At 66.9% G+C, this 17,922-nt stretch carries 18 protein-coding genes; 10 read left to right on the top strand and 8 right to left on the bottom strand.

Features of this window, described 5'->3' with window-relative positions:
• Nucleotides 1-51: 51 nt before the first annotated feature.
• Nucleotides 52-1,302: an acyltransferase gene (locus SLQ30_RS28300; RefSeq protein WP_319450055.1), complete on the bottom strand. Its 1,251-nt coding sequence runs from the start codon at nt 1,300-1,302 to the stop codon at nt 52-54.
• Between the two features lie 323 nt (nt 1,303-1,625).
• Between SLQ30_RS28300 and SLQ30_RS28295 the strand changes: the two genes are divergently transcribed.
• On the top strand, nt 1,626-2,078 hold the full coding sequence (locus SLQ30_RS28295; RefSeq protein ID WP_319450056.1) for an STAS domain-containing protein: 453 nt from the start codon (nt 1,626-1,628) through the stop codon (nt 2,076-2,078).
• Between the two features lie 2 nt (nt 2,079-2,080).
• Here the strand turns inward: SLQ30_RS28295 and SLQ30_RS28290 are convergent, their stop codons facing one another.
• The gene (locus SLQ30_RS28290) at nt 2,081-3,004 is read right to left on the bottom strand and encodes an AraC family transcriptional regulator (protein ID WP_319450057.1); all 924 of its coding nucleotides are present in this window, start codon (nt 3,002-3,004) and stop codon (nt 2,081-2,083) included.
• Nucleotides 3,005-3,156: 152 nt separating this feature from the next.
• On the opposite strand from SLQ30_RS28290, the gene SLQ30_RS28285 reads away from it, so the two are divergent.
• The 3 genes from SLQ30_RS28285 (at nt 3,157) to SLQ30_RS28275 (ending at nt 5,429) form a co-directional block, all read left to right on the top strand.
• On the top strand, nt 3,157-4,239 hold the full coding sequence (locus SLQ30_RS28285; RefSeq protein WP_319450058.1) for an aldo/keto reductase: 1,083 nt from the start codon (nt 3,157-3,159) through the stop codon (nt 4,237-4,239).
• 147 nt (nt 4,240-4,386) lie between these two features.
• Nucleotides 4,387-4,827, top strand: a complete 441-nt coding sequence (locus SLQ30_RS28280) for a Rieske (2Fe-2S) protein (RefSeq protein WP_319450059.1) — start codon at nt 4,387-4,389, stop codon at nt 4,825-4,827.
• A gap of 2 nt (nt 4,828-4,829) precedes the next feature.
• A complete protein-coding gene (locus SLQ30_RS28275) occupies nt 4,830-5,429 on the top strand; it encodes a class I SAM-dependent methyltransferase (protein WP_319450060.1) in 600 nt (199 codons plus the stop codon).
• Here SLQ30_RS28275 and SLQ30_RS28270 read toward each other — a convergent pair.
• Nucleotides 5,420-5,851 carry an SRPBCC family protein gene (locus SLQ30_RS28270; protein ID WP_319450061.1) on the bottom strand — a complete coding sequence of 144 codons (432 nt, stop codon included), beginning with the start codon at nt 5,849-5,851 and terminating at the stop codon, nt 5,420-5,422. The genes SLQ30_RS28275 and SLQ30_RS28270 overlap by 10 nt on opposite strands.
• Nucleotides 5,852-5,884: 33 nt before the next feature.
• Between SLQ30_RS28270 and SLQ30_RS28265 the strand changes: the two genes are divergently transcribed.
• Together SLQ30_RS28265 and yaaA are read left to right on the top strand one after the other, a co-directional pair.
• Entirely contained in the window at nt 5,885-7,024 is a 1,140-nt protein-coding gene (locus SLQ30_RS28265) for an alkaline phosphatase family protein (protein WP_319450062.1), read from the top strand.
• A gap of 17 nt (nt 7,025-7,041) precedes the next feature.
• Entirely contained in the window at nt 7,042-7,788 is a 747-nt protein-coding gene (gene yaaA / locus SLQ30_RS28260; RefSeq protein WP_319450063.1) for a peroxide stress protein YaaA, read from the top strand.
• A gap of 89 nt (nt 7,789-7,877) precedes the next feature.
• Here the strand turns inward: yaaA and SLQ30_RS28255 are convergent, their stop codons facing one another.
• Nucleotides 7,878-8,504 carry a nitroreductase family protein gene (locus SLQ30_RS28255; protein ID WP_319450164.1) on the bottom strand — a complete coding sequence of 209 codons (627 nt, stop codon included), beginning with the start codon at nt 8,502-8,504 and terminating at the stop codon, nt 7,878-7,880.
• A gap of 35 nt (nt 8,505-8,539) precedes the next feature.
• The gene (locus tag SLQ30_RS28250) at nt 8,540-8,953 is read right to left on the bottom strand and encodes a VOC family protein (RefSeq protein WP_319450064.1); all 414 of its coding nucleotides are present in this window, start codon (nt 8,951-8,953) and stop codon (nt 8,540-8,542) included.
• A gap of 246 nt (nt 8,954-9,199) precedes the next feature.
• Between SLQ30_RS28250 and SLQ30_RS28245 the strand changes: the two genes are divergently transcribed.
• On the top strand, nt 9,200-10,198 hold the full coding sequence (locus SLQ30_RS28245) for a TerC family protein (RefSeq protein ID WP_319450065.1): 999 nt from the start codon (nt 9,200-9,202) through the stop codon (nt 10,196-10,198).
• A 46-nt stretch (nt 10,199-10,244) separates the two neighbouring features.
• A complete protein-coding gene (locus tag SLQ30_RS28240; RefSeq protein ID WP_319450066.1) occupies nt 10,245-11,708 on the top strand; it encodes an amidase in 1,464 nt (487 codons plus the stop codon).
• 9 nt (nt 11,709-11,717) lie between these two features.
• On the opposite strand, the gene SLQ30_RS28235 is transcribed toward SLQ30_RS28240, so the two are convergent.
• A complete protein-coding gene (locus SLQ30_RS28235; RefSeq protein ID WP_319450067.1) occupies nt 11,718-13,262 on the bottom strand; it encodes an ATP-binding protein in 1,545 nt (514 codons plus the stop codon).
• 109 nt (nt 13,263-13,371) lie between these two features.
• Here SLQ30_RS28235 and SLQ30_RS28230 point away from each other — a divergent pair, with 109 nt between their 5' ends.
• Complete coding sequence (locus SLQ30_RS28230) at nt 13,372-13,731, top strand: response regulator transcription factor (RefSeq protein ID WP_319450165.1); 360 nt, start codon at nt 13,372-13,374, stop codon at nt 13,729-13,731.
• Nucleotides 13,732-13,754: 23 nt separating this feature from the next.
• Here SLQ30_RS28230 and SLQ30_RS28225 read toward each other — a convergent pair whose 3' ends face one another.
• On the bottom strand, nt 13,755-14,405 hold the full coding sequence (locus SLQ30_RS28225; RefSeq protein ID WP_319450068.1) for a response regulator transcription factor: 651 nt from the start codon (nt 14,403-14,405) through the stop codon (nt 13,755-13,757).
• A 146-nt stretch (nt 14,406-14,551) separates the two neighbouring features.
• On the opposite strand from SLQ30_RS28225, the gene SLQ30_RS28220 reads away from it, so the two are divergent.
• On the top strand, nt 14,552-15,466 hold the full coding sequence (locus SLQ30_RS28220; protein ID WP_319450069.1) for an alpha/beta hydrolase: 915 nt from the start codon (nt 14,552-14,554) through the stop codon (nt 15,464-15,466).
• A gap of 3 nt (nt 15,467-15,469) precedes the next feature.
• Here SLQ30_RS28220 and SLQ30_RS28215 read toward each other — a convergent pair whose 3' ends face one another.
• Nucleotides 15,470-17,920 (bottom strand): FAD-dependent oxidoreductase, encoded by a 2,451-nt coding sequence (locus SLQ30_RS28215; protein WP_319450070.1) that lies wholly within the window; start codon nt 17,918-17,920, stop codon nt 15,470-15,472.
• Between the last annotated feature and the right edge of the window lie 2 nt (nt 17,921-17,922).

Here is a 17,922-nt window from a genome sequence, read left to right as displayed (position 1 = left end):
GACGCGACGATTGTTGTTAGCGGACAGCATAATTGGTCGGTCGAGAAACCGTTACCCGGCGCGCGCAGTCCTTGTCTTTGCCACCCTGGGGCCGTCGATGTGCTGGAGGTTGTCCTCCGGCTCCTCGGCAAGGGGGTCGGCAGGTGGTGCGACGTGCTCGGTCACGGGCTTTTCCGGGACGTCGACCATCCGCCGCATCCAATGTCGGGCCGGTTCCTCGACTACGTGGTACAGCAGCATGGCCAGACCCAACGCCGCCGCGAACAGCCCAAGCACGATCAGCTTCCCGGTGAAGCCCGTCGTCAAGGTCAGCCCGAACTGCGCGTACGCCCAGTCCCAGCAGAGGTGGACCATCTCGTGCACCATGTACAGGCTGAACGAGACTTGGCCCAGGTACACCACCAGCCGCGTCGACAGCAGCGCAGGCAAGCTGCCCGCGCCGATGGCGAGCACGATCACGAACGGCGCGAACAGCAGGTCGACGACTCCGGCGCTACCGATGACGTCGGGCAGCGGATGTGCGTCGAACCAATAGAGCAGGCCGACGATGACGCCGACCAACACGAGCGACAGCACCCCTGCCGCCTTGCGGGTGCGCTCGCTCGGATCGAGCTTGCGCACGGCGACACACGCCAGCGCGCCCGCCGTGAATTGCAGAATGATGCGCGGCAGCCAGCTCCACGGCGTGTAGAAGAACCCGGTGCCCAGCATGAGCATCACCGGTGGCAGCGTGACCGCGACTGCCATCAACATCAGCCCGCGAGCCCGGGTGGCGTGCGCAACACGGAAGATGACCAGGATCAGCACGCCGAACATCAGATACGCCAGCCACTCCGCGCTGATCGACCACGCGGGCCCGTCCCAGCTGGTGCCGTCGAAGAACGGCTGCACCCACAACTGCACCAAGAACAGCTGGCGAATGTAGTTGGCCGCGGTCAGCTGGTTGACGTTGTCGGCGGGCACGTGTCCGACGTTGAGCGTGAAGATGATCCATAGGGCGGCCAGATGCATGGTGACCAGGTAGACCGGCCATACCCGGGCGAGCCTCAGCCACAGGAAGCGCAGCGTGGAGCGCGTCGACCACGCCGGGCCCATCTTCTCGATGTAGTTCCAGGTCAGCACGAAGCCGCTGAGAATGAAGAACAGGTCGACGCCCTGTGCGCCGTTGTAGAGGATGGGCCACAGCGCCGAAGTCAGGTCGGGGGCGACGGCGGCCAGCATGATCCGGTAGTGAAAGACCACCACCCAGACGGCGGCAAAGATGCGAAGACCGGTTAGGGCCCTGATCTCTCCGCTGCGCACAACACTCTTTCCGCGATCAGTACTGGTTTCGTTCGCGCCGCTGCAATTCGGACGGCTGCGTCCCTCAGACTTGCCCCGCCGACGGCCTTCGCAGACTAACAGCGCCATCAGCTCGCGGCCGCGCTGGGAATGCTGTGCAGTTGCTGGGCAATGCCGACAAATTGGGTCCGACGCCGCGGTAGCAATGGCAGGTCGCTGTTTCTTAGCAAAGAATTAGTTGCCCCAGGCCGTCGGCGTGAGTTTAGTGAAAGGCAGCTGGGCGAATTGACGTCAGCGATGCGTCGGTCGTTCAGCAACACCGTCGTCGGAAAGTGAGTCGGTTGATGACGCTCGCCATTCACGAAGCGCTAATCGGCGGAATTCCGTGTTACGGCAATCCGTCGGAGGATTGCGATGGTGCGGAAATCAGCACACAGAGCCGCCACTTGGCCACCCTGCTGACCATCAGCGGCGCCATCGATGCCCACAACGTCGACGCGCTGTATCAGCGCGGCGGGTGCTTCGTGCTCTCGGACACCGCGTTCGTACTTGACCTGAGTGGCGTGACGTCGTTCGCCGCCGAGGGTGTCGGACTGCTGAGCCGGGTCGACGAAGCCTGCCGCGCCGCAGGCATCGAGTGGGCCCTGGTCGCCAGCAATGCGGTGAGCGACCGGCTGGGCTGCTACGACGGCCGCTACCCGTTCGCCGCGTCGGTGCCAGAAGCCCTGCACCGCTTCGCCATGAGCATCTTCGCGCGGCGTCGGATGCTGTTGCCGATGTTGACGAGGACTGCTTAGCGCTACGGGAAGCGTCCGGTGGCCTCCGGTCGAACCGCGATGCGCAGTCGGGCGGCGTCTTGGCCGGGCGGGGCTCCGAAGAGCCTTCGGTACTCGCGATTGAACTGCGATGGGCTGTCGTAGCCGACCCGGTGGCCGACGCCTGCGATGTCTCCTGGCCGGGCGGCAAGAAGCGAGCGGGCCTGCTGCAGTCTGATCAGCTTCTGAAACTGCAGCGGGCTCATCTTCGTCACCGACCGGAAGTGCCGATGGAACGCCGAGCTGCTCATGCCGGACAACTGCGCGAGCGCCTCGATTCGCATCGCCTCGGCATAGTTGTCGCGAATCCAGCCGATCGCGCGGCTGACATGAGTGAGATCGCTGTCGGCGACGCCGATTTGACGTACCGCACTCCCCTGCGGGCTGGTCAACAGGCGCCACAGGAGCTCGTGTTCGACGAGGGGCGCGAGTACCGCGGCGTCGGCCGGGTGCTCCAGTAGCCGCACCATCCGCGCCACCGCGTCGAGCAATTCGGGACCGGCCTCACCCGTGGCGAGCGCCGACGGATCGCCGGCACCGCGCGTCCGCCGTTCGGCTGGGGCCTGCAGAAGCACGCGGGCGATGGCTTCCGGGCGCAACACCAGGCCGACGCCCAGCGCAGGTGAGGAGTCGCTGACGTCGATGTAATGGCCGGTGACGGGCACGTTGGCAGCCACGACGAGGCAGTCTCCCGCCCGGTACTCGTACACGCGGTCGCCGAGGAGCAGCCGCTTGCCGCCTTGGACCATCACCACCAGCAGCGGCTCTGTCAGTGAGTAGTCGGGCGTGGTCTGACGGCCGCTGACCTTCGACAGCAGTACTCCGGGAAGCGACGTGCTCATGTCCGGGCGCGCCCGCGCGGTCACCACGGCGCGGAGCTCGGTGAGGAGTTCACTTCGGGATTGCATCGGTTGAGCCAAGCACGTCGATCGCGCGTGCACACCACGATCAGATCGACTGTGAGCGGATCGTGCAATGGTATGCGGCGATCGAGCTACCGCTGCAGCGCCGCGTGCGAAACGATGAACTCGTCCAAATGAATTGTCACAAGGAGGAGTTCATGTCGCTCGACCACTACGTAACGCTGGGAAGGTCCGGTCTGCGGGTTAGCCCATTTGCCCTCGGGGCGATGACTTTTGGACAAGATCCCGGTGGGGCCGGCACCAGTGTGGAGGAATCGGAGGCGATCCTCGGCCACTACCTGGAGCGAGGCGGAAACTTCATCGACACCGCCAACTTCTACACCAACGGCCACTCGGAGCGAATCCTCGGCGACTACTTCGCCAAGCGACCGGGCAGGCGCGAGCACGTCGTGCTGGCGTCCAAGTTCTTCACGAACCTGTTCCCCGGCGACCCGAACGGCGGGGGCGCCGGACGCTCGTCGATCATCGCGCAGATCCACGAAACGCTGCGCCGGATGCAGACCGACTACCTGGATCTGTACTGGCTACACAACTGGGATCGCCAGACGCCGATCGAGGAAACCATGAGCACCCTCGATGATCTGGTGCGCGCAGGCAAGATTCGTTACCTCGGGTTCTCCAACACCCCGGCCTGGGTGACCGCGCAAGCCCAGACGCTGGCGATGCTGCGCGGCTGGGCGCCGCTGATCGCGCTGCAGGTGGAGTACTCGTTGCTGGCTCGCACCGTAGAGGGCGAACTCGCGCCGCTGGCGGCGGATCAGCGCATGGCGCTGGTGCCCTGGAGTCCGCTCAAGAACGGTTTCCTCTCCGGAAAGTACACTCGCGACACCGAGGTAACCGACTCTGCGCGAGCAGCTTTCGTCGGTGGCCCGACTGCCGACGAGTTCGGCGTGATCGACGCCGTTGCCGCGGTCGGCGCCGACCTTGGCGTGACGTCGGCGGCCGTCGCGTTGGCCTGGCTGCGGGCCCGGCAAGGCACGGTCGTACCGATCATCGGCGCCAGGCGCCTGGCCCACCTTGAGGACAACCTGGTGGCCTTGGACGTCGTGCTCGATACCGAACACCTCCGGATGCTCGACGACATCTCGGCGCCGACGCTGGACTACCCGGCTCCGATGCACGGCGCCCTGTCCCGCTCGCTTCAGTTCGCGGGCACCACCGTGGACGGCGAGTCCTCCACCGTCTATCCGCCGCTGCTGCAGAGCGAGGTCCGGTACTGAGGTGGCCGATCTCGGCGCTCTGGTTCTTCGAGACCACGGGAATCACTTTCTAGATTCGGGGGCGCCTTGCTGCCCGCACAGCGGACAATTCCCCGACAGCCCCCGTTTCAGCCCACCTGTGCAGTCCTTTCGACGAAAGAGTCAGTCATGCATCTCGAAGCCTTCCGCCCGCGACGCAGGACGGTCATCGTTGGCGCCGGTCTCGGTACCGTCACCGTTGCGCTCGCGGCCTGCTCGGCAAACGGCAAGCCGGACGCGGGCAGCAGCAGCAGTTCGGGAACCGCCGAGAAGTCCGGATCATCGGCTGCCCCAAGCGCGTTGGCCAAGACCGCCGACGTCCCCGTCGGCGGAGGCCTCATCGTCGGTGACACCGTCGTCACGCAGCCAACGGCAGGCGTCTTCAAGGGGTTGTCTTCGGTCTGCACACACGCAGGGTGCAACGTGAACAAAATCGCCGACGGCACCATCGACTGCCCATGCCACGGCAGCAAGTTCAACCTCGACGGGACCGTCGAACACGGTCCTGCGACCAAGCCGTTGGACGCCAAAGCGGTTACCGTCCAAGGCGATTCCATCGTCGCCGGCTAGCGGTGGGCACCCGCTGGCAAGGCTCTGACGCCCCACGCGGGGACGACTACGACGCGCGCTGGACCTCGCTGGCCGCACAGGGCCGCAGCGTCCACGGCGAGGCAGACCTCGTCGAGGCACTCCTGTCAGAGTCCGGTGGCACGCGCGTGCTCGACGCCGGTTGCGGCACGGGTCGGGTGGCCATCGAGCTGGCGCAGCGCGGCTACTCGGTGACCGGTGCCGACACCGACGCGGTGATGCTGGCCGCGGCGATGGCGAAGGCTCCGACCCTGTCGTGGCTCGAAGCCGATCTCGCCGAGCTGCAGGACCGGCTCGACGCGGAATTCGACCTCGTCGTGCTGGCGGGCAACGTGATGATCTTCCTCGATCCAGGCACCGAGCAGCGCGTGTTGTCGCAACTCGCCGGCCGGCTGGTCCCCGGTGGCCTGCTTGTCGCGGGATTCCAGCTCCGGCCGGACCGGCTGGCGCTGGCCGACTACGACCGGTTGTGCGCAGCGGTGGGCTTGGAGCCCGTCGCACGCTGGGCCACCTGGGATTGCCAACCGTTCAACGGCGGCCACTACGCGGTCTCGCTACACCGAAAGAAGGACGCTCAGCCGTAGAGCGCCACGAACTTCTCGATGGACTGCTCGATGTCGCCCTTGACCGCGCGGGCGGCGACGGCACCGATCGGCCCGAACAGGGGTCGGCCGCCGAGGTCGATCTTCACCGTGAACTTGCAGCCCGCCTTGGCAGGGGCAACGGTCATCTTCAGGGCGTACTTGGTACCTCCGACCCCGTCGCCGGTGATTTCGAGCAGTTTCGGCGGGTCGATCTTGCGCACCGTCCACGTCACGCGATTGCGCATGCCCTTGGCGCCCGCCACCCCGACGATGGTGGTGCCCTCGGTGAGCTCGTCGGGGAGGTCGCTGCGCCAGCCCTGATGCATCGTGAGCCAGTCCCCGAGTTCGGTCAGATTCGACGCGTGTGTCCATGCCTGCTCGGGGGTGATCGTCAACTCTCGCGACAACTCGATCTTGGCCATCGGGCGATGTTATCCGCGTGGCAGGATCGGCCCGTGGACTTACCACCCCGGCTCGATGAGGAGCTGGCATACCTGGCCGACGTGACGCCTGCGGTGCTCACCGCGATGGGTGTCGCGGGTTTCGAGGCACGAATTCAGTTGCGGGGCGAGTTGACCGGCGCATGCGTGTTGTTGATCGACGGGCTGGGCGCCGAGTTGCTCGACGCCTACGCGGATGCCGCGCCGGTGCTGGCCGGGATGCGCGGCCAGACCCTGCAGGTCGGATTCCCGGCAACGACCGCGGCGGGGCTGGCGGCCGTCGGCACCGGATACCGATCCGGCGAACACGGGATGGTGGGCTACACGTTTCGGATCCCGGGCGCGGGGGTGATGAATGCCCTGCGCTGGCGGCCCCACCCCTGGGGAGACGACCTCCGCGACGTCGTCGTGCCCGAAGACGTCCAACCCAATTCCACGACGTTCGAGCGAGCGGCCGCGGCGGGCATGGCGGTCACCGTCGTGTCCAACGCCGAGTTCGCCGGTTCCGGGCTGACGCGTGCGGTGCTCCGCGGCGGTCGGTACGTCGGCGTGCAAGGCCTTGGTGACTTGGCCGCATCCGTCCGCGCCGCCGTTGCCGACGGCGGCTTCTGCTACGGCTATCACGCCGACCTCGACCTCATCGGGCACCTGCATGGTCCCGGCTCCGAGGCGTGGCGCATGCAACTCCGGCAGGTGGACCGATTGGTCGAGTCCGTCGTCGAGAGCCTGCCCCCAGGCGGACTCCTTGCGGTTGTGGCCGATCACGGCATGGTCGCCGTGCACTCCGAGGACGTCATTGACGTCGACGACTCCGGGCCGCTCACCGACGGGGTGCGGGACATCGGGGGTGAGGCGCGGGCGCGGCACGTCTACGTGGCGGACGGCGCCGGGGACGACGTGCTTGCGGCGTGGCGGGACACAGTCGGAGACCGCGCGTGGGTGGTGACCAAGGAGCAGGCCATCGACGCGGGCTGGTTTGGTGCTCGGATCGCCGACCACGTCCGCCCACGCATCGGTGACGTCGTTGCCGCCGCACGGGGTTCCGCCGCGATGGTGCGCCGGACGGTGGAGCCCATCGAATCGGCGCTGATCGGACAACACGGCTCACTGACCACCGCCGAACAGCGGATCCCCCTGCTACTGGCCTACGGCTGACGCGTTAACGTCTCGGCGTGATCGTGCTGCTGCCGCCGTCGGAGACCAAGCGCGCCGGCGGCGACGGACCGCCGCTGAGCCTGGACGAGTTGAGCTCTCCCGCGCTCGGCCCGCTGCGCGCGTGGCTGGTCGGTGACCTGATGGCGCTGGCCGCCGACCGACCGGCGTGCCGCACCGCGCTGGGGTTGTCGGCCAAGCAGGACGGCGAGATCGAACGCAACGCGGCGCTGCTCTACTCGGCGACGCTGCCCGCGATCAACCGCTACACCGGGGTGTTGTACGACGCGCTGGACATCGAATCCTTAAGCCGCGCAGCCGCTTCCCGCGCCCGGGGGCGACTGGCCATCGGCTCGGCGCTCTTCGGACTGTTGCGCGCCGACGACCTGGTGCCGGCCTACCGGCTGTCGGCGACGTCGAAGCTGCCCAACCGGCCCACCCTCGGCGCCCGATGGAAGCCGGTACTCGAGCCCGAACTGGCACGGCTCGCAGCAGACGAGCTCATCGTCGACTTGCGCTCCGGCTCCTACGCGGCGCTCGGGCGGGTACCGGGGGCGGTCGACGTGGACGTGCTGGCCGAACACGCCGACGGCCGCCGAACGGTGGTCAGCCACTTCAACAAGGCCCACAAGGGCCGGTTGGCGAGGGTGCTCGCGACCACCAGGGCGGAACCCGCAGACGCGGCAGGTGTCGCGGCCATTGCGCGGCGGGCGGGCATGCGCGTCGAGCGGCGCGCCAACGCGCTCACGGTGGTCATCCCGGCCTGACGTCCGCTTCGCGAGATTGAAGTCCGTCAACGAACGTGCGAGTGGCCGCTTACGTGAGCGCAATCTCGCGACCACGGTGCGCGTCTGGGTCAGTCGACGACGGCCGCGCTCGCGATGTCGTCCGCGCGCTCGTCCCATCGATCCAGGTTGACCGCGTCCTGCCAGGGCCTGCGCCGCACCGGGCCGTGCCTGCCCTTGGGCCACCCGACGACGATGTGGCCAGGGATGATCCAGTCGTCGGGCACGCCGACGGCAGTACGCAGCAGCTGCTCGCCGCCGTAGGACGCCCAGCTGGTGAGGCATGCTCCGAGGCCCTGGGCGCGGGCAGCGAGCAGAAGGTTCTGCATCGCAGGGAAGATCGACCCCGCCAGCAACATGTCGGAGGCCATCCGAAGCCGCTTCTGGGCGAACAGCACCGAGGTGAACTCCCCTGCACGGTCATGCAACTCGTAGGTGGCCCGATTGTCCCTGGCGCGGCGGCTCAGGTCATCGGCGGCGGGCCGGGTCATGCCGTACGCCACCTCGATCACCTTCAGGGCCTGCGCGGCGGCCTCGGCTACGACGGCCCGCTGCTCGGGTGACTTCAGGACGACAAACCGCCACTCTTGGGCATTGGCCCCCGACGGTGCCCAAGTGGCTGCCTCAAGACAGCGTGCGAGCGTGACGTCGTCGACGGGTTGCGTGCTGAACCGCCGGATCGTGCGGGCGGTGGACATTACCTCCCAGACGTCGCCGCTTGCTCCCGCCACGACTACAGCGTTCCGAACAGCTCGATCGAGTTGCCGTCGGGATCCGCGACGAACATCCAGCCCATCCCCGGTACCGGAACGAATTCGGTTGGTGGCTCGACGATCTCGTATCCGGCCGCCTCGACCTCGGCGGCCACGGCGCGCAGGTTCTGGACTCCGATGGTGAAATACCGCAGCCCGGCCTGGGCATGACCGCCGCCGGGAGTCGGTGCCAGCGGCGGCGCATTCGTATAGGTGACGAGCTTCAGCACGCCGGACCCGAGTGCGTAGCGCCGCTGCGAGCCGTCCTCGAAGTCGATGACGCCCTGCAGTTCGAGCCCGAGGAATTCCTCGTAGAACGCGACCATGGCGTCGAGGTTCGTGGTCACCAGGCCGAGTTCGATACTCGGTGTGAGCAACTCCAGTTTCACCGTCACCTCGCGTCATCGTGGGCGCTTGCCGCTAGGCAGCCTAACCAAGTGCGGGCCGACGTTGCGAGCTTGTTCACAATGCCGCCGACTTCCCTGGACGCCTCTTCATCTGACAGACTGGTCGGTGAGGGGAGTATTCCTTCGTCGCGGTGTCGTCATCACGTTGTCCAATGTCGGGCAGCCGGTACCGCGGGCCGCATGACTGCGGCGGCAGAGACCTCGGCCGTTTTTTGACGTCCGGAGGCTTTTCTCTTGAATGTTTCTACCGTGGAATGGGCCGTCACCCTCGGGGTGACCCTGGCCGTGCTCCTATTCGACATCATCTTCATCGCGCGCCGACCACATGAGCCGACGTTCCGCGAGTGCGCGATCGCGCTGACGTTCTACGTCGGCCTGGCCATAGCGTTCGGCATTTGGGTGTGGAACTTCCACGGCCACCAGTACGGCGTCGAGTTCTTCGCGGGCTGGCTCACCGAGTACAGCTTGTCGGTCGACAACCTGTTCATCTTCCTGATCATCATGGCGAGCTTCAACGTGCCGAGGAAGTATCAACAGGAAGCCCTGCTGATCGGCATCATTCTGGCGCTGATCTTCCGCGGCGTCTTCATCGCGCTCGGTGCGGTGGCGATCAACCAGTTCTCCTGGATCTTCTACGTCTTCGGCGCGTTCCTCGTTTACACCGCGATCAAACTGGTCCGCAACACCGAACACGACGACGACGCCGAGAACGGGGTGGTGCGGTTCGCGCGCAACCACTTGACCCTCACCGACAAGTGGGCCGGCCTCAAGCTGTGGATCAAGGAGGACGGCAAGCGGCTGATGACGCCGATGTTCCTCGTCATCGTGGCGCTCGGCACCACCGACCTGCTGTTCGCGCTGGACTCGATTCCCGCCATCTACGGACTCACCCAGCAGCCGTACATCGTGTTCACCGCGAACGTCTTCGCGCTGATGGGCCTACGCCAGCTCTACTTCCTGCTCGGCGACCTACTCAAGCGGCTGGTCTACCTGTCCCAGGGCCTCGCCTTCATCCTGGCCTTCATCGGTGTGAAGCTGGTGCTGCATGCATTGCACGAGAACAAGCTGCCGTTCATCAACGGCGGCGAGCACGTGCCGGTGCCCGAGATTCCGACGCTCGCCAGCCTCGGCGTCATCATCGTCACACTCGTCGTCACGACGATCGCCAGCCTCTACAAGACCCGGGCTGTCGACAAGCGCGAGGAAGCGACCGCGGCGCCAGAGCCCGAGTAGCCACCCGAGTTGCCCACAGCCGATCGGGCCCGCATGATCCGTGTACATGGACGGGCACTCGGCAACGGAACTGGGCGGCATCGACGCCATCGGACAGGCCGCGCTCGTGGCATCGGGTGACGTGACTGCGACGGAGCTGTTGGACGCCGCGATCCTGCGCCTCGAATCCGCGCGTGGGTTGAACGCGGTCATCACCGAGCTCATCGAGCGGGGTCGGGCGCAAGCCTCGGCGCTGGACTCCTCCGGCGTGCTGCGCGCCGGTGATGCCGGTCCCCTGGCCGGGGTGCCGTTCCTGCTCAAGGATCTCGGTGCGTCGCTGGCCGGCGCCCCGGAGGCGATGGGATCGCGTGCGTTGCGTACATACGTGGCAACCGATTCCGCGTGGATCGTCGACCAGTACCTGGCCGCCGACCTGGTGCTGTTCGGCAAGACCAACACGCCCGAGTGGGGCAACCACTGCACCACCGAACCGTCGTTGTTCGGGCCGACGGTGAACCCCTGGTCGCCGGACATCACTCCGGGCGGGTCGAGCGGAGGGTCGGCCGCAGCCGTGGCGGCCGGTGTCGTGCCTGCCGCCTCCGGGGGCGACGGCACCGGGTCGATCCGGGTGCCCGCGTCGTGCTGCGGGCTGGTGGGACTCAAGCCGCGCCGCGGGCGGACGTCGTTCGCGCCAGGCGCCGGGCAGGGCCTCGAGGGTTTGGTCAACGAGCACGCGCTGACTCGGACCGTGCGCGACAGCGCGGCGTTGTTGGACGCCGTGACGGGATCGGCGCCCGGTGATCCCTACACCGCACCACCGCCCACCGTGCCTTTCCTGGATGTGATCGCGAAAGCACCTGCCAGCCAACGGGTCTTGACCACTACGGATTCTCCGTTCCCCGGTGCGTCCACCCATCCGGAGGTGATTGCCGCCGTGGAGGCGGTCGCTGCTGCGCTGACCGGCCTTGGGCACCAAGTGGATTCGGGTGCACCAACGATCGATCCCGATGCGATCGCCGATGCGATTGCCGTGCTGCACGGAGTCAGCAACGCCGAACTGTATGCATTCGCCGCGCACCATCTTGGCCGCGAGCCGGCCGAGGACGAGTTCGAGCCGAGCACGTGGGTGATGATTCGTGAGGGCTTCACCATCAGCGGTGCTGCCTATGCGGGGGCTATCGCAGCGGTCCACGCGCAGACCCGGCGATTCGCGGCAGGGATGGCCGGGTACGACGTGCTGCTGGTGCCCACCCTGCTGACTCCCCCGCCGCCGTATGCGCTTTTGGATCAGCCCCGCGGAACGACTCGAAAGTTCTTCGACGTGGAGTTCGCCACCACCGGCTGGACCACGTTGGCCAATGTCACTGGCTGGGCTGCGATCTCGCTGCCGTTGGCGGTGACGTCGACCGGATTGCCCATCGGCGTGCAGTTGATGGCGCCCGACGAGGCGATCCTCCTCCAACTGGCGCGCCAGCTCGAGCAGGCGATGCCGTGGGCCAGCCGGCGGCCCGCGCTCTGGGTCGGACGCTAGCGCTTCGAATCAGTCCGCATCGACAGGGATTCGCGCGGAGACGGTGGTGCCCCCACTCGGCGGGCTGGTGACGACGAGTCGACCGGAGACGGCATCGACTCTGTCCTTGAGTCCGACCAAGCCGGACCCCGTGCCGGGCGATGCGCCGCCGACACCGTCGTCGGCGATCTCCAGCCGGAGGTCGCTGCCGTCGAAGCCGGCTCGAATGCTCACCCCGGCGGCCCTGGAGTGCTTCGCAGCGTTGGTGAGTGCCTCGGCGACGACGTAATACGCCGCCACTTCGATGGATTCGGGCAGCCGACGGTCGACGTCGAGATGGAGCGCGACGGGCACGGTCGAGCGCCTGGCGAGTGTCTTGAGGGCAGGCCCAAGGCCACCCTTCGACAGGATCGCCGGGTGGATGCCGCGGGACAGCTCCTGCAGTTCGGTGTAGAGGTCAGCCATCCCGGTGATGAGGTTGTCGACCTGCTTGTGCATGGCCTGCTGCTCCGGTGGAATCGTCGCCTCCAGCGTGCGCAGTCCGAGGCCCAGCGAGACGATGCGCTGTTGTGCGCCGTCGTGGAGGTCGCGCTCGATGCCACGCCGGGCCTGGTCGGCGGCCGCCACGACGCGGGCACGCGATGCGCGCAACTCGGCGCGTGTCTCGGCATTGGCGATTGCGGTGGCGACCAGATCGGCGAAATCGCCTATCCGAGCTTCTGTTTCACTGGGCAGCGGGGTGGGTTTCGCGGTGCCGATGATCAGCGCGCCGCGGGTGGATTCGTCGACTGTGATGGGTGCGCCCACCCCGGAATGCAAACCCATGTCGCGCAGCCGCGCGGCGATCGTGCCTTCGACGAGTTGGTAGTCGTCGATGCGGGCGGGCTCCCCGGTCTCGCGTATTCGTCGGCTCAGGTTGTCGCCGTCGAGCGGAAGTGATTCGCCCACTTTCATTTTCGTCGGTCCCGGCACGTCAAGGGAGGCCAGAACTACACCTCGATCGTCGGCATCGAACTCGATCAGCGTGACGTGTTCGCAAGCCAGCCCACGGGCAAGCTCGGTCACGGCGACGGGATACAGGTCTGTTGGTTTCGCGCCCCGTGCCACCAGGGTGGCCACCCGGCGCAGCGCGGCCTGCTGCTGAGCGAGTGCGTTCGCCTCGCGGCGGCGTTCCTCCGATTCGGCGGCCCGCAGCCTGGCCTGGCTGGCGAGCACGCTGGCCAAAAGCGCCACCGGAAGGAACACCAGGAATGCGGGTATCAGGTTGTCGCCGTCCTCGACGTGGAAGTAGACGTAGACCACCGCACTGGCCAACGACGTGGCCAGGGCCAACCCGAAGTTCCACCCAGCCGCGACCACCAGGACGCCCAGCAGGAAGATCGCGCCGTACGAGTTGTCCGGTGCGGTTCGCTTCAGCAGCAGCACCAATCCGGCCTCGGCGACGATAAAGGCGACCGCGACCACGATGCCCCAGCCAAGCGGCCGCGCCGTGGGACGCAACACCACGGCCAGCAGCCTGCGGCGAATTCGCCGCCAGCGCCCGTCCGCATCCGCGGTTCCGCCTTGAGCTGTCATTGCACCGGATGCTAACGGGTGCGCCACTGTCGAGGATTCCCGCTAGCGGTAATGCCCTCGGCTCGCCGGTCTGCGAAACTCGGTGGGTGTGGTGCACCGGACGGCTTCCGTGCGCTGTCTGATCGTCGACGACAGCGCCAACTTTCGCGACGCCGCGAGCAGCATGCTCGAGCTCGCTGGAATCGCCGTGGTCGGGGTCGCGACCACCGCAGCAGAAGGCCTCACCCGCTATCGCGAGTTGCGCCCCGACGTCACGCTGGTGGACGTCGATCTCGGTGCCGACAGTGGATTCGAGTTGGCGCGCACACTTCACGCGGCGGATTCGCCTGCGCCATCAGTGATCTTGATCTCGACTCACTCCGAGCAGGACTTCGCCGACATGATCGCGGACAGCCCGGCGCTCGGGTTCCTCCCGAAGTTTGCGCTGTCCCCCGCAGCCATCCGCGAGTTGGTCGGCGGCCGCGGGTAATCCGACGCCGGGGGTAATCCAACTCAGAGCGAGTCGAGGTACATGATCACCGCGCGCACGCGACGGTGATCGTCACCCGTCTCGGGCAGCGAGAGCTTCGTCAGGATGCTGCGGACGTGCTTCTCGACGGTGCCCTCGGTGACCCAGATCCGCCGCCCGATACCCGCATTGGAGAGCCCCTCCGCCATCAGCGTCAGCACCTCGCGCTCCCTGGTGCTGAGCGCTGCCAGCGGATCGTCGCGCCGCCGCGCCGATACGAGTTCGGCGACCAGCGCCGGATCGATCACCGATGCCCCGTTCGCGATCCGACCTACGGTGTCGACGAAGTCCGCGACGTCGGTGACGCGACTCTTGAGCAGATACCCGATGGCGTGGCCGCCTGCGAGAAGTTCCATCGCGTGCTCCACGTCGACGTGAGCCGACAGCACCAGGATCGCCGTCTGGGGCCATTCCTCCCGGATGGTCTTGGCCGCGTCCAACCCCTCGGTCTCATGCGACGGGGGCATCCGGATGTCGACGATCGCCAGCGCGGGTTGGCGTTCGCGCACCAACTCCAGCAGCTCGGCGGCATCGCCCGCTTGCCCGACGACGTCGAAACCCGATCGTTCGAGCAAGCTGCAGATGCCCTCGCGGAGCAAGACGTCGTCATCAGCGACGACCACGCGCACGTTCATTGCGATAATTCTTGCATCTGAGCGCGCCGAAGCTGTGAATGGAGCGCACGCCGGGCCGAGTGTGCGAGCCTGCCCGACTTTCGAGGTCACCGTTGGTTGTGCGAAGGCAGCCAAGGCGGCAAACCCCGCATGCGACACTCTTGCCCATGATGGATATTGCTCGCCCCAAGCTGGAAGGCAACGTTGCCGTTGGGGATGATCGTCAGATCGGGTTCGCCGAGTTCGGCGACCCGCAGGGCCGCGCGGTGTTCTGGTTGCACGGTACCCCCGGTGCCCGGCGCCAGATTCCGGTCGAGGCGCGGGCGTACGCGGAGCGCAAGAACATCCGACTCATCGGGATCGACCGCCCGGGAATCGGCTCGTCGACGTTCTACCAATACCCGAACGTGTTGGCTTTCGCCGACGACCTCCGCACCATCGCCGATGTCCTGGGGATCAACGAGTTCGCCGTCATCGGGCTCTCCGGCGGCGGCCCGTACGCGCTGGCGTGCGCGGCGGCGATGCCGGAGCGCGTGGTGGTGGCGTGTGTGCTCGGTGGTGTGGCCCCCACCGTCGGCGCCGAAGGCATCGGTGGCGGGCTGATGGGGTTCGGATCGAAAATGGCCCCCGCCCTGCCGGTCGTCGGCCTGCCCTTGCGGCTGGCAGCGGTCGGACTCGTCCGGCTGATTCGACCCGTTGCTCCGCTCGCGGTGCAGGCCTACGCCTGGGTGTCGCCTATAGGTGATCGTCGGCTGCTCGAGCGCCCGGAGTTCGGCGCGATGTTCCTCGACGACCTGCTCAACGGAAGCCGCAAGCAGTTGGCCGCGCCATTCGCCGACGTTGCGGTCTTCGCCAAGGACTGGGGTTTCCGGCTCGACGAGGTGAAGGTGCCGGTGCGTTGGTGGCACGGCGACAAGGACCACATCGTCCCGTTCGAGCACGGGGTGCATGTCGTCTCTCAGTTGCCCGATGCCGAGCTCTATACCCTTCCAGGCGAGAGCCATCTCGGCGGACTCGGTCGTGGCGAAGAGATCCTGGACACGCTCATCGCGATGTGGGACGACCTCGACAAAGAGGGCTGATCGTCAGCGGGTCCTGGAGTTGTCGGGATCGTAGATTCCCTTGAGCGACACCGTGATTGGGTGGAGCACGCCGCCGACGTTGACCTGGTAGTCGCCGGCCCGGATCCAGTCGGCGGTGATCGGTGCGTGCTCCGGCGACCGGACGTAGGCCAGTCCCACGCACGCCCCCGTCGTCTCCCCCCAGGCCGCGGACGTCACCTGGCCGGCGACCTCGCCATTGCGCAGCACGAGCTCACCGCCCCACAGCATCTCCTCGGCCGATCCGACCGAGAAGCCGATGACCTTGCGCCGTGGCCCGTCGGCCTTCGCCTTCTCCACGGCGACCCGGCCCAGGAAGTCGATGTCGGTCTTGAGCTTGCAGGCGAATAGCAGGCCCGCTTCGACGGGGTTGTCGTTGGGGGTTAGCTCGCGACCGAATGCTCGGTAACCCTTCTCCAGGCGCAGCGATTCGATCGCGTAGTAGCCGCCGCGCGCCACGCTGAACTCCGCTCCCGCCGCCATCAGGTCCTCGTACACGCCGACCGCGAACTCGGCGGGCACGTAGAGCTCCCAGCCGAGTTCGCCGACGTAGGTAATGCGGGTCGCACGAACGGTCGAGTACCCCAAGGAGATTGGCCGGCTGGTACCGAACGGGAAGGCCGCGTCGCTCAGGTCGGCATCGGTGAGCGTGCTCAGCAGCTCCCGTGACCGAGGCCCCATCACGCCGAACACCGCCAGCGCTGAGGTCACGTCGACGAGTTCGGCGCGTGCCTCGGGGGGCATGTTCTTGCGGATATGGTCCTTGTCCCGCTCCGTGGTGGCTGCACTGCTGACGATCATGAACTCGTCGGGCGCGATGCGGGTCACCGTCACGTCCGACTCATAGGTGCCACGTTCGTTCAGCATCCCGGTGTACACCGTGCGGCCGACGTCGACGGCCAGGTCGGCGGTGCACAACCATTGCAATGCGGCTTCGGCGTCGGGGCCGACCAACAGGTACTTCGAGAACGACGTCTGATCGAAAACCGTGACGGCCGTGCGCGTTGCGGTCTGTTCGGCCGCGGACCACGGCAACCAGTTCTGCTTGCCCCATGAGTACTCGATGAGTGGCTCGCACTCCGGTGGGGCGAAGAAGTTGGCCCGCTCCCACCCCATCCGGCTGCCGAAGTTGGCGTTCGCAGCCGCCAGCAAATGATGCACCGGTGAGCGGCGGAAGGGCCGAGCGGTCGTGAGTTCCCGGTTGGGCCAAGGGACTTCGTAGTGCAGGCCGAGGATCTCGGCGACCCGGTCGTGCAGCCAGCGATTGTTGCCGTTGAACGGCGCGAATCTCCGGATGTCCACGCTGGTGAGGTCGGTCGTGGGCGCGCCGTTGGCGATCCACTCGGCCAGCGCTCGACCAGCGCCGCCCGCTGAGGCGATGCCCACCGAGTTGAAGCCCGCCGCCACGAAGAAGTTGACGCACTCCGGCGCCTCGCCGAGGATGAACTGGTTGTCCGGAGTAAAGCTCTCCGGCCCGTTGTAGAGCTTCTTGAGCCCGGTGTCCTCGAGGACTGGGATCCGGAGCAGCGCGTTGTCCATCAGAATCTGAAAGTGCTCCCAATCCTCTTCCAGTAGTTGGAATTCGAATGGGTATGGGATCTCGTCGGGTCCGACCCATGGCTTGGCCTCCGGCTCGAATCCGCCGATGACCAGACCGCCGACCTCCTCCTTGAAATACGTGTACCCGTCGGGGTCGCGCAGGATGGGCATGTCGGTGTGCACGCCGGCGATGGCTTCGGTCACGACGTAGAAGTGCTCGGCGGAGTGGAGTGGCACGTTGACCCCTGCCATGGACCCGACGTGCTTGGCCCACTGGCCCGCACAGTTGACGACGATCTCCGCCTCGACGTCGCCTGCGTCGGTACGCACTCCAGTGACCCGGCCATCCGCGGTCGTCACGCCGGTCACCCTGGTGCGCTCGATGATTCGGGCTCCGCGCAGCCGGGCGCCCTTTGCGAGCGCCAGCGTCAGGTCGGTGGGGTTGGCGCGCCCGTCCGCTGGCAGCCAGATGGCGCCGACGAGATCGTCGACCTGCATCACCGGATAGTGCTGCTGGGCTTGTTCGGGCGTCAGCAGTTCGCACTCGAGGTCGAACGCGGCCGCGTTGGCCGCCGTGCGACGCAACTGGATCATGCGGTCCTCGCTCCGCGCGACGGTCACGCCTCCGCACGCCTTGTAGCCTGCGGTCAGGCCCGTCTCGGCCTCGAGTTCGGTGTACAACTGCGTCGAGTATTGAACCAGTCGCGTGCCGCTCTCGGACGCACGCAGTTGTCCGACCAGACCTGCGGCATGCCACGTGGTGCCCGACGACAGCTGACCCTGTTCGAGCAGGATGACGTCGGAAAAGCCGAGCTTGGTCAGGTGGTAGGCCACGCTGGTTCCGATGACGCCGCCGCCGATGATGACGACTTGCGCGCGCTCGGGAACTGGAGTCATGG

Source organism: Mycobacterium sp. RTGN4 (assembly GCF_033804635.1).
Lineage (GTDB): Bacteria > Actinomycetota > Actinomycetes > Mycobacteriales > Mycobacteriaceae > Mycobacterium.
This window is presented reverse-complemented; position numbering and strand designations above follow the sequence as displayed.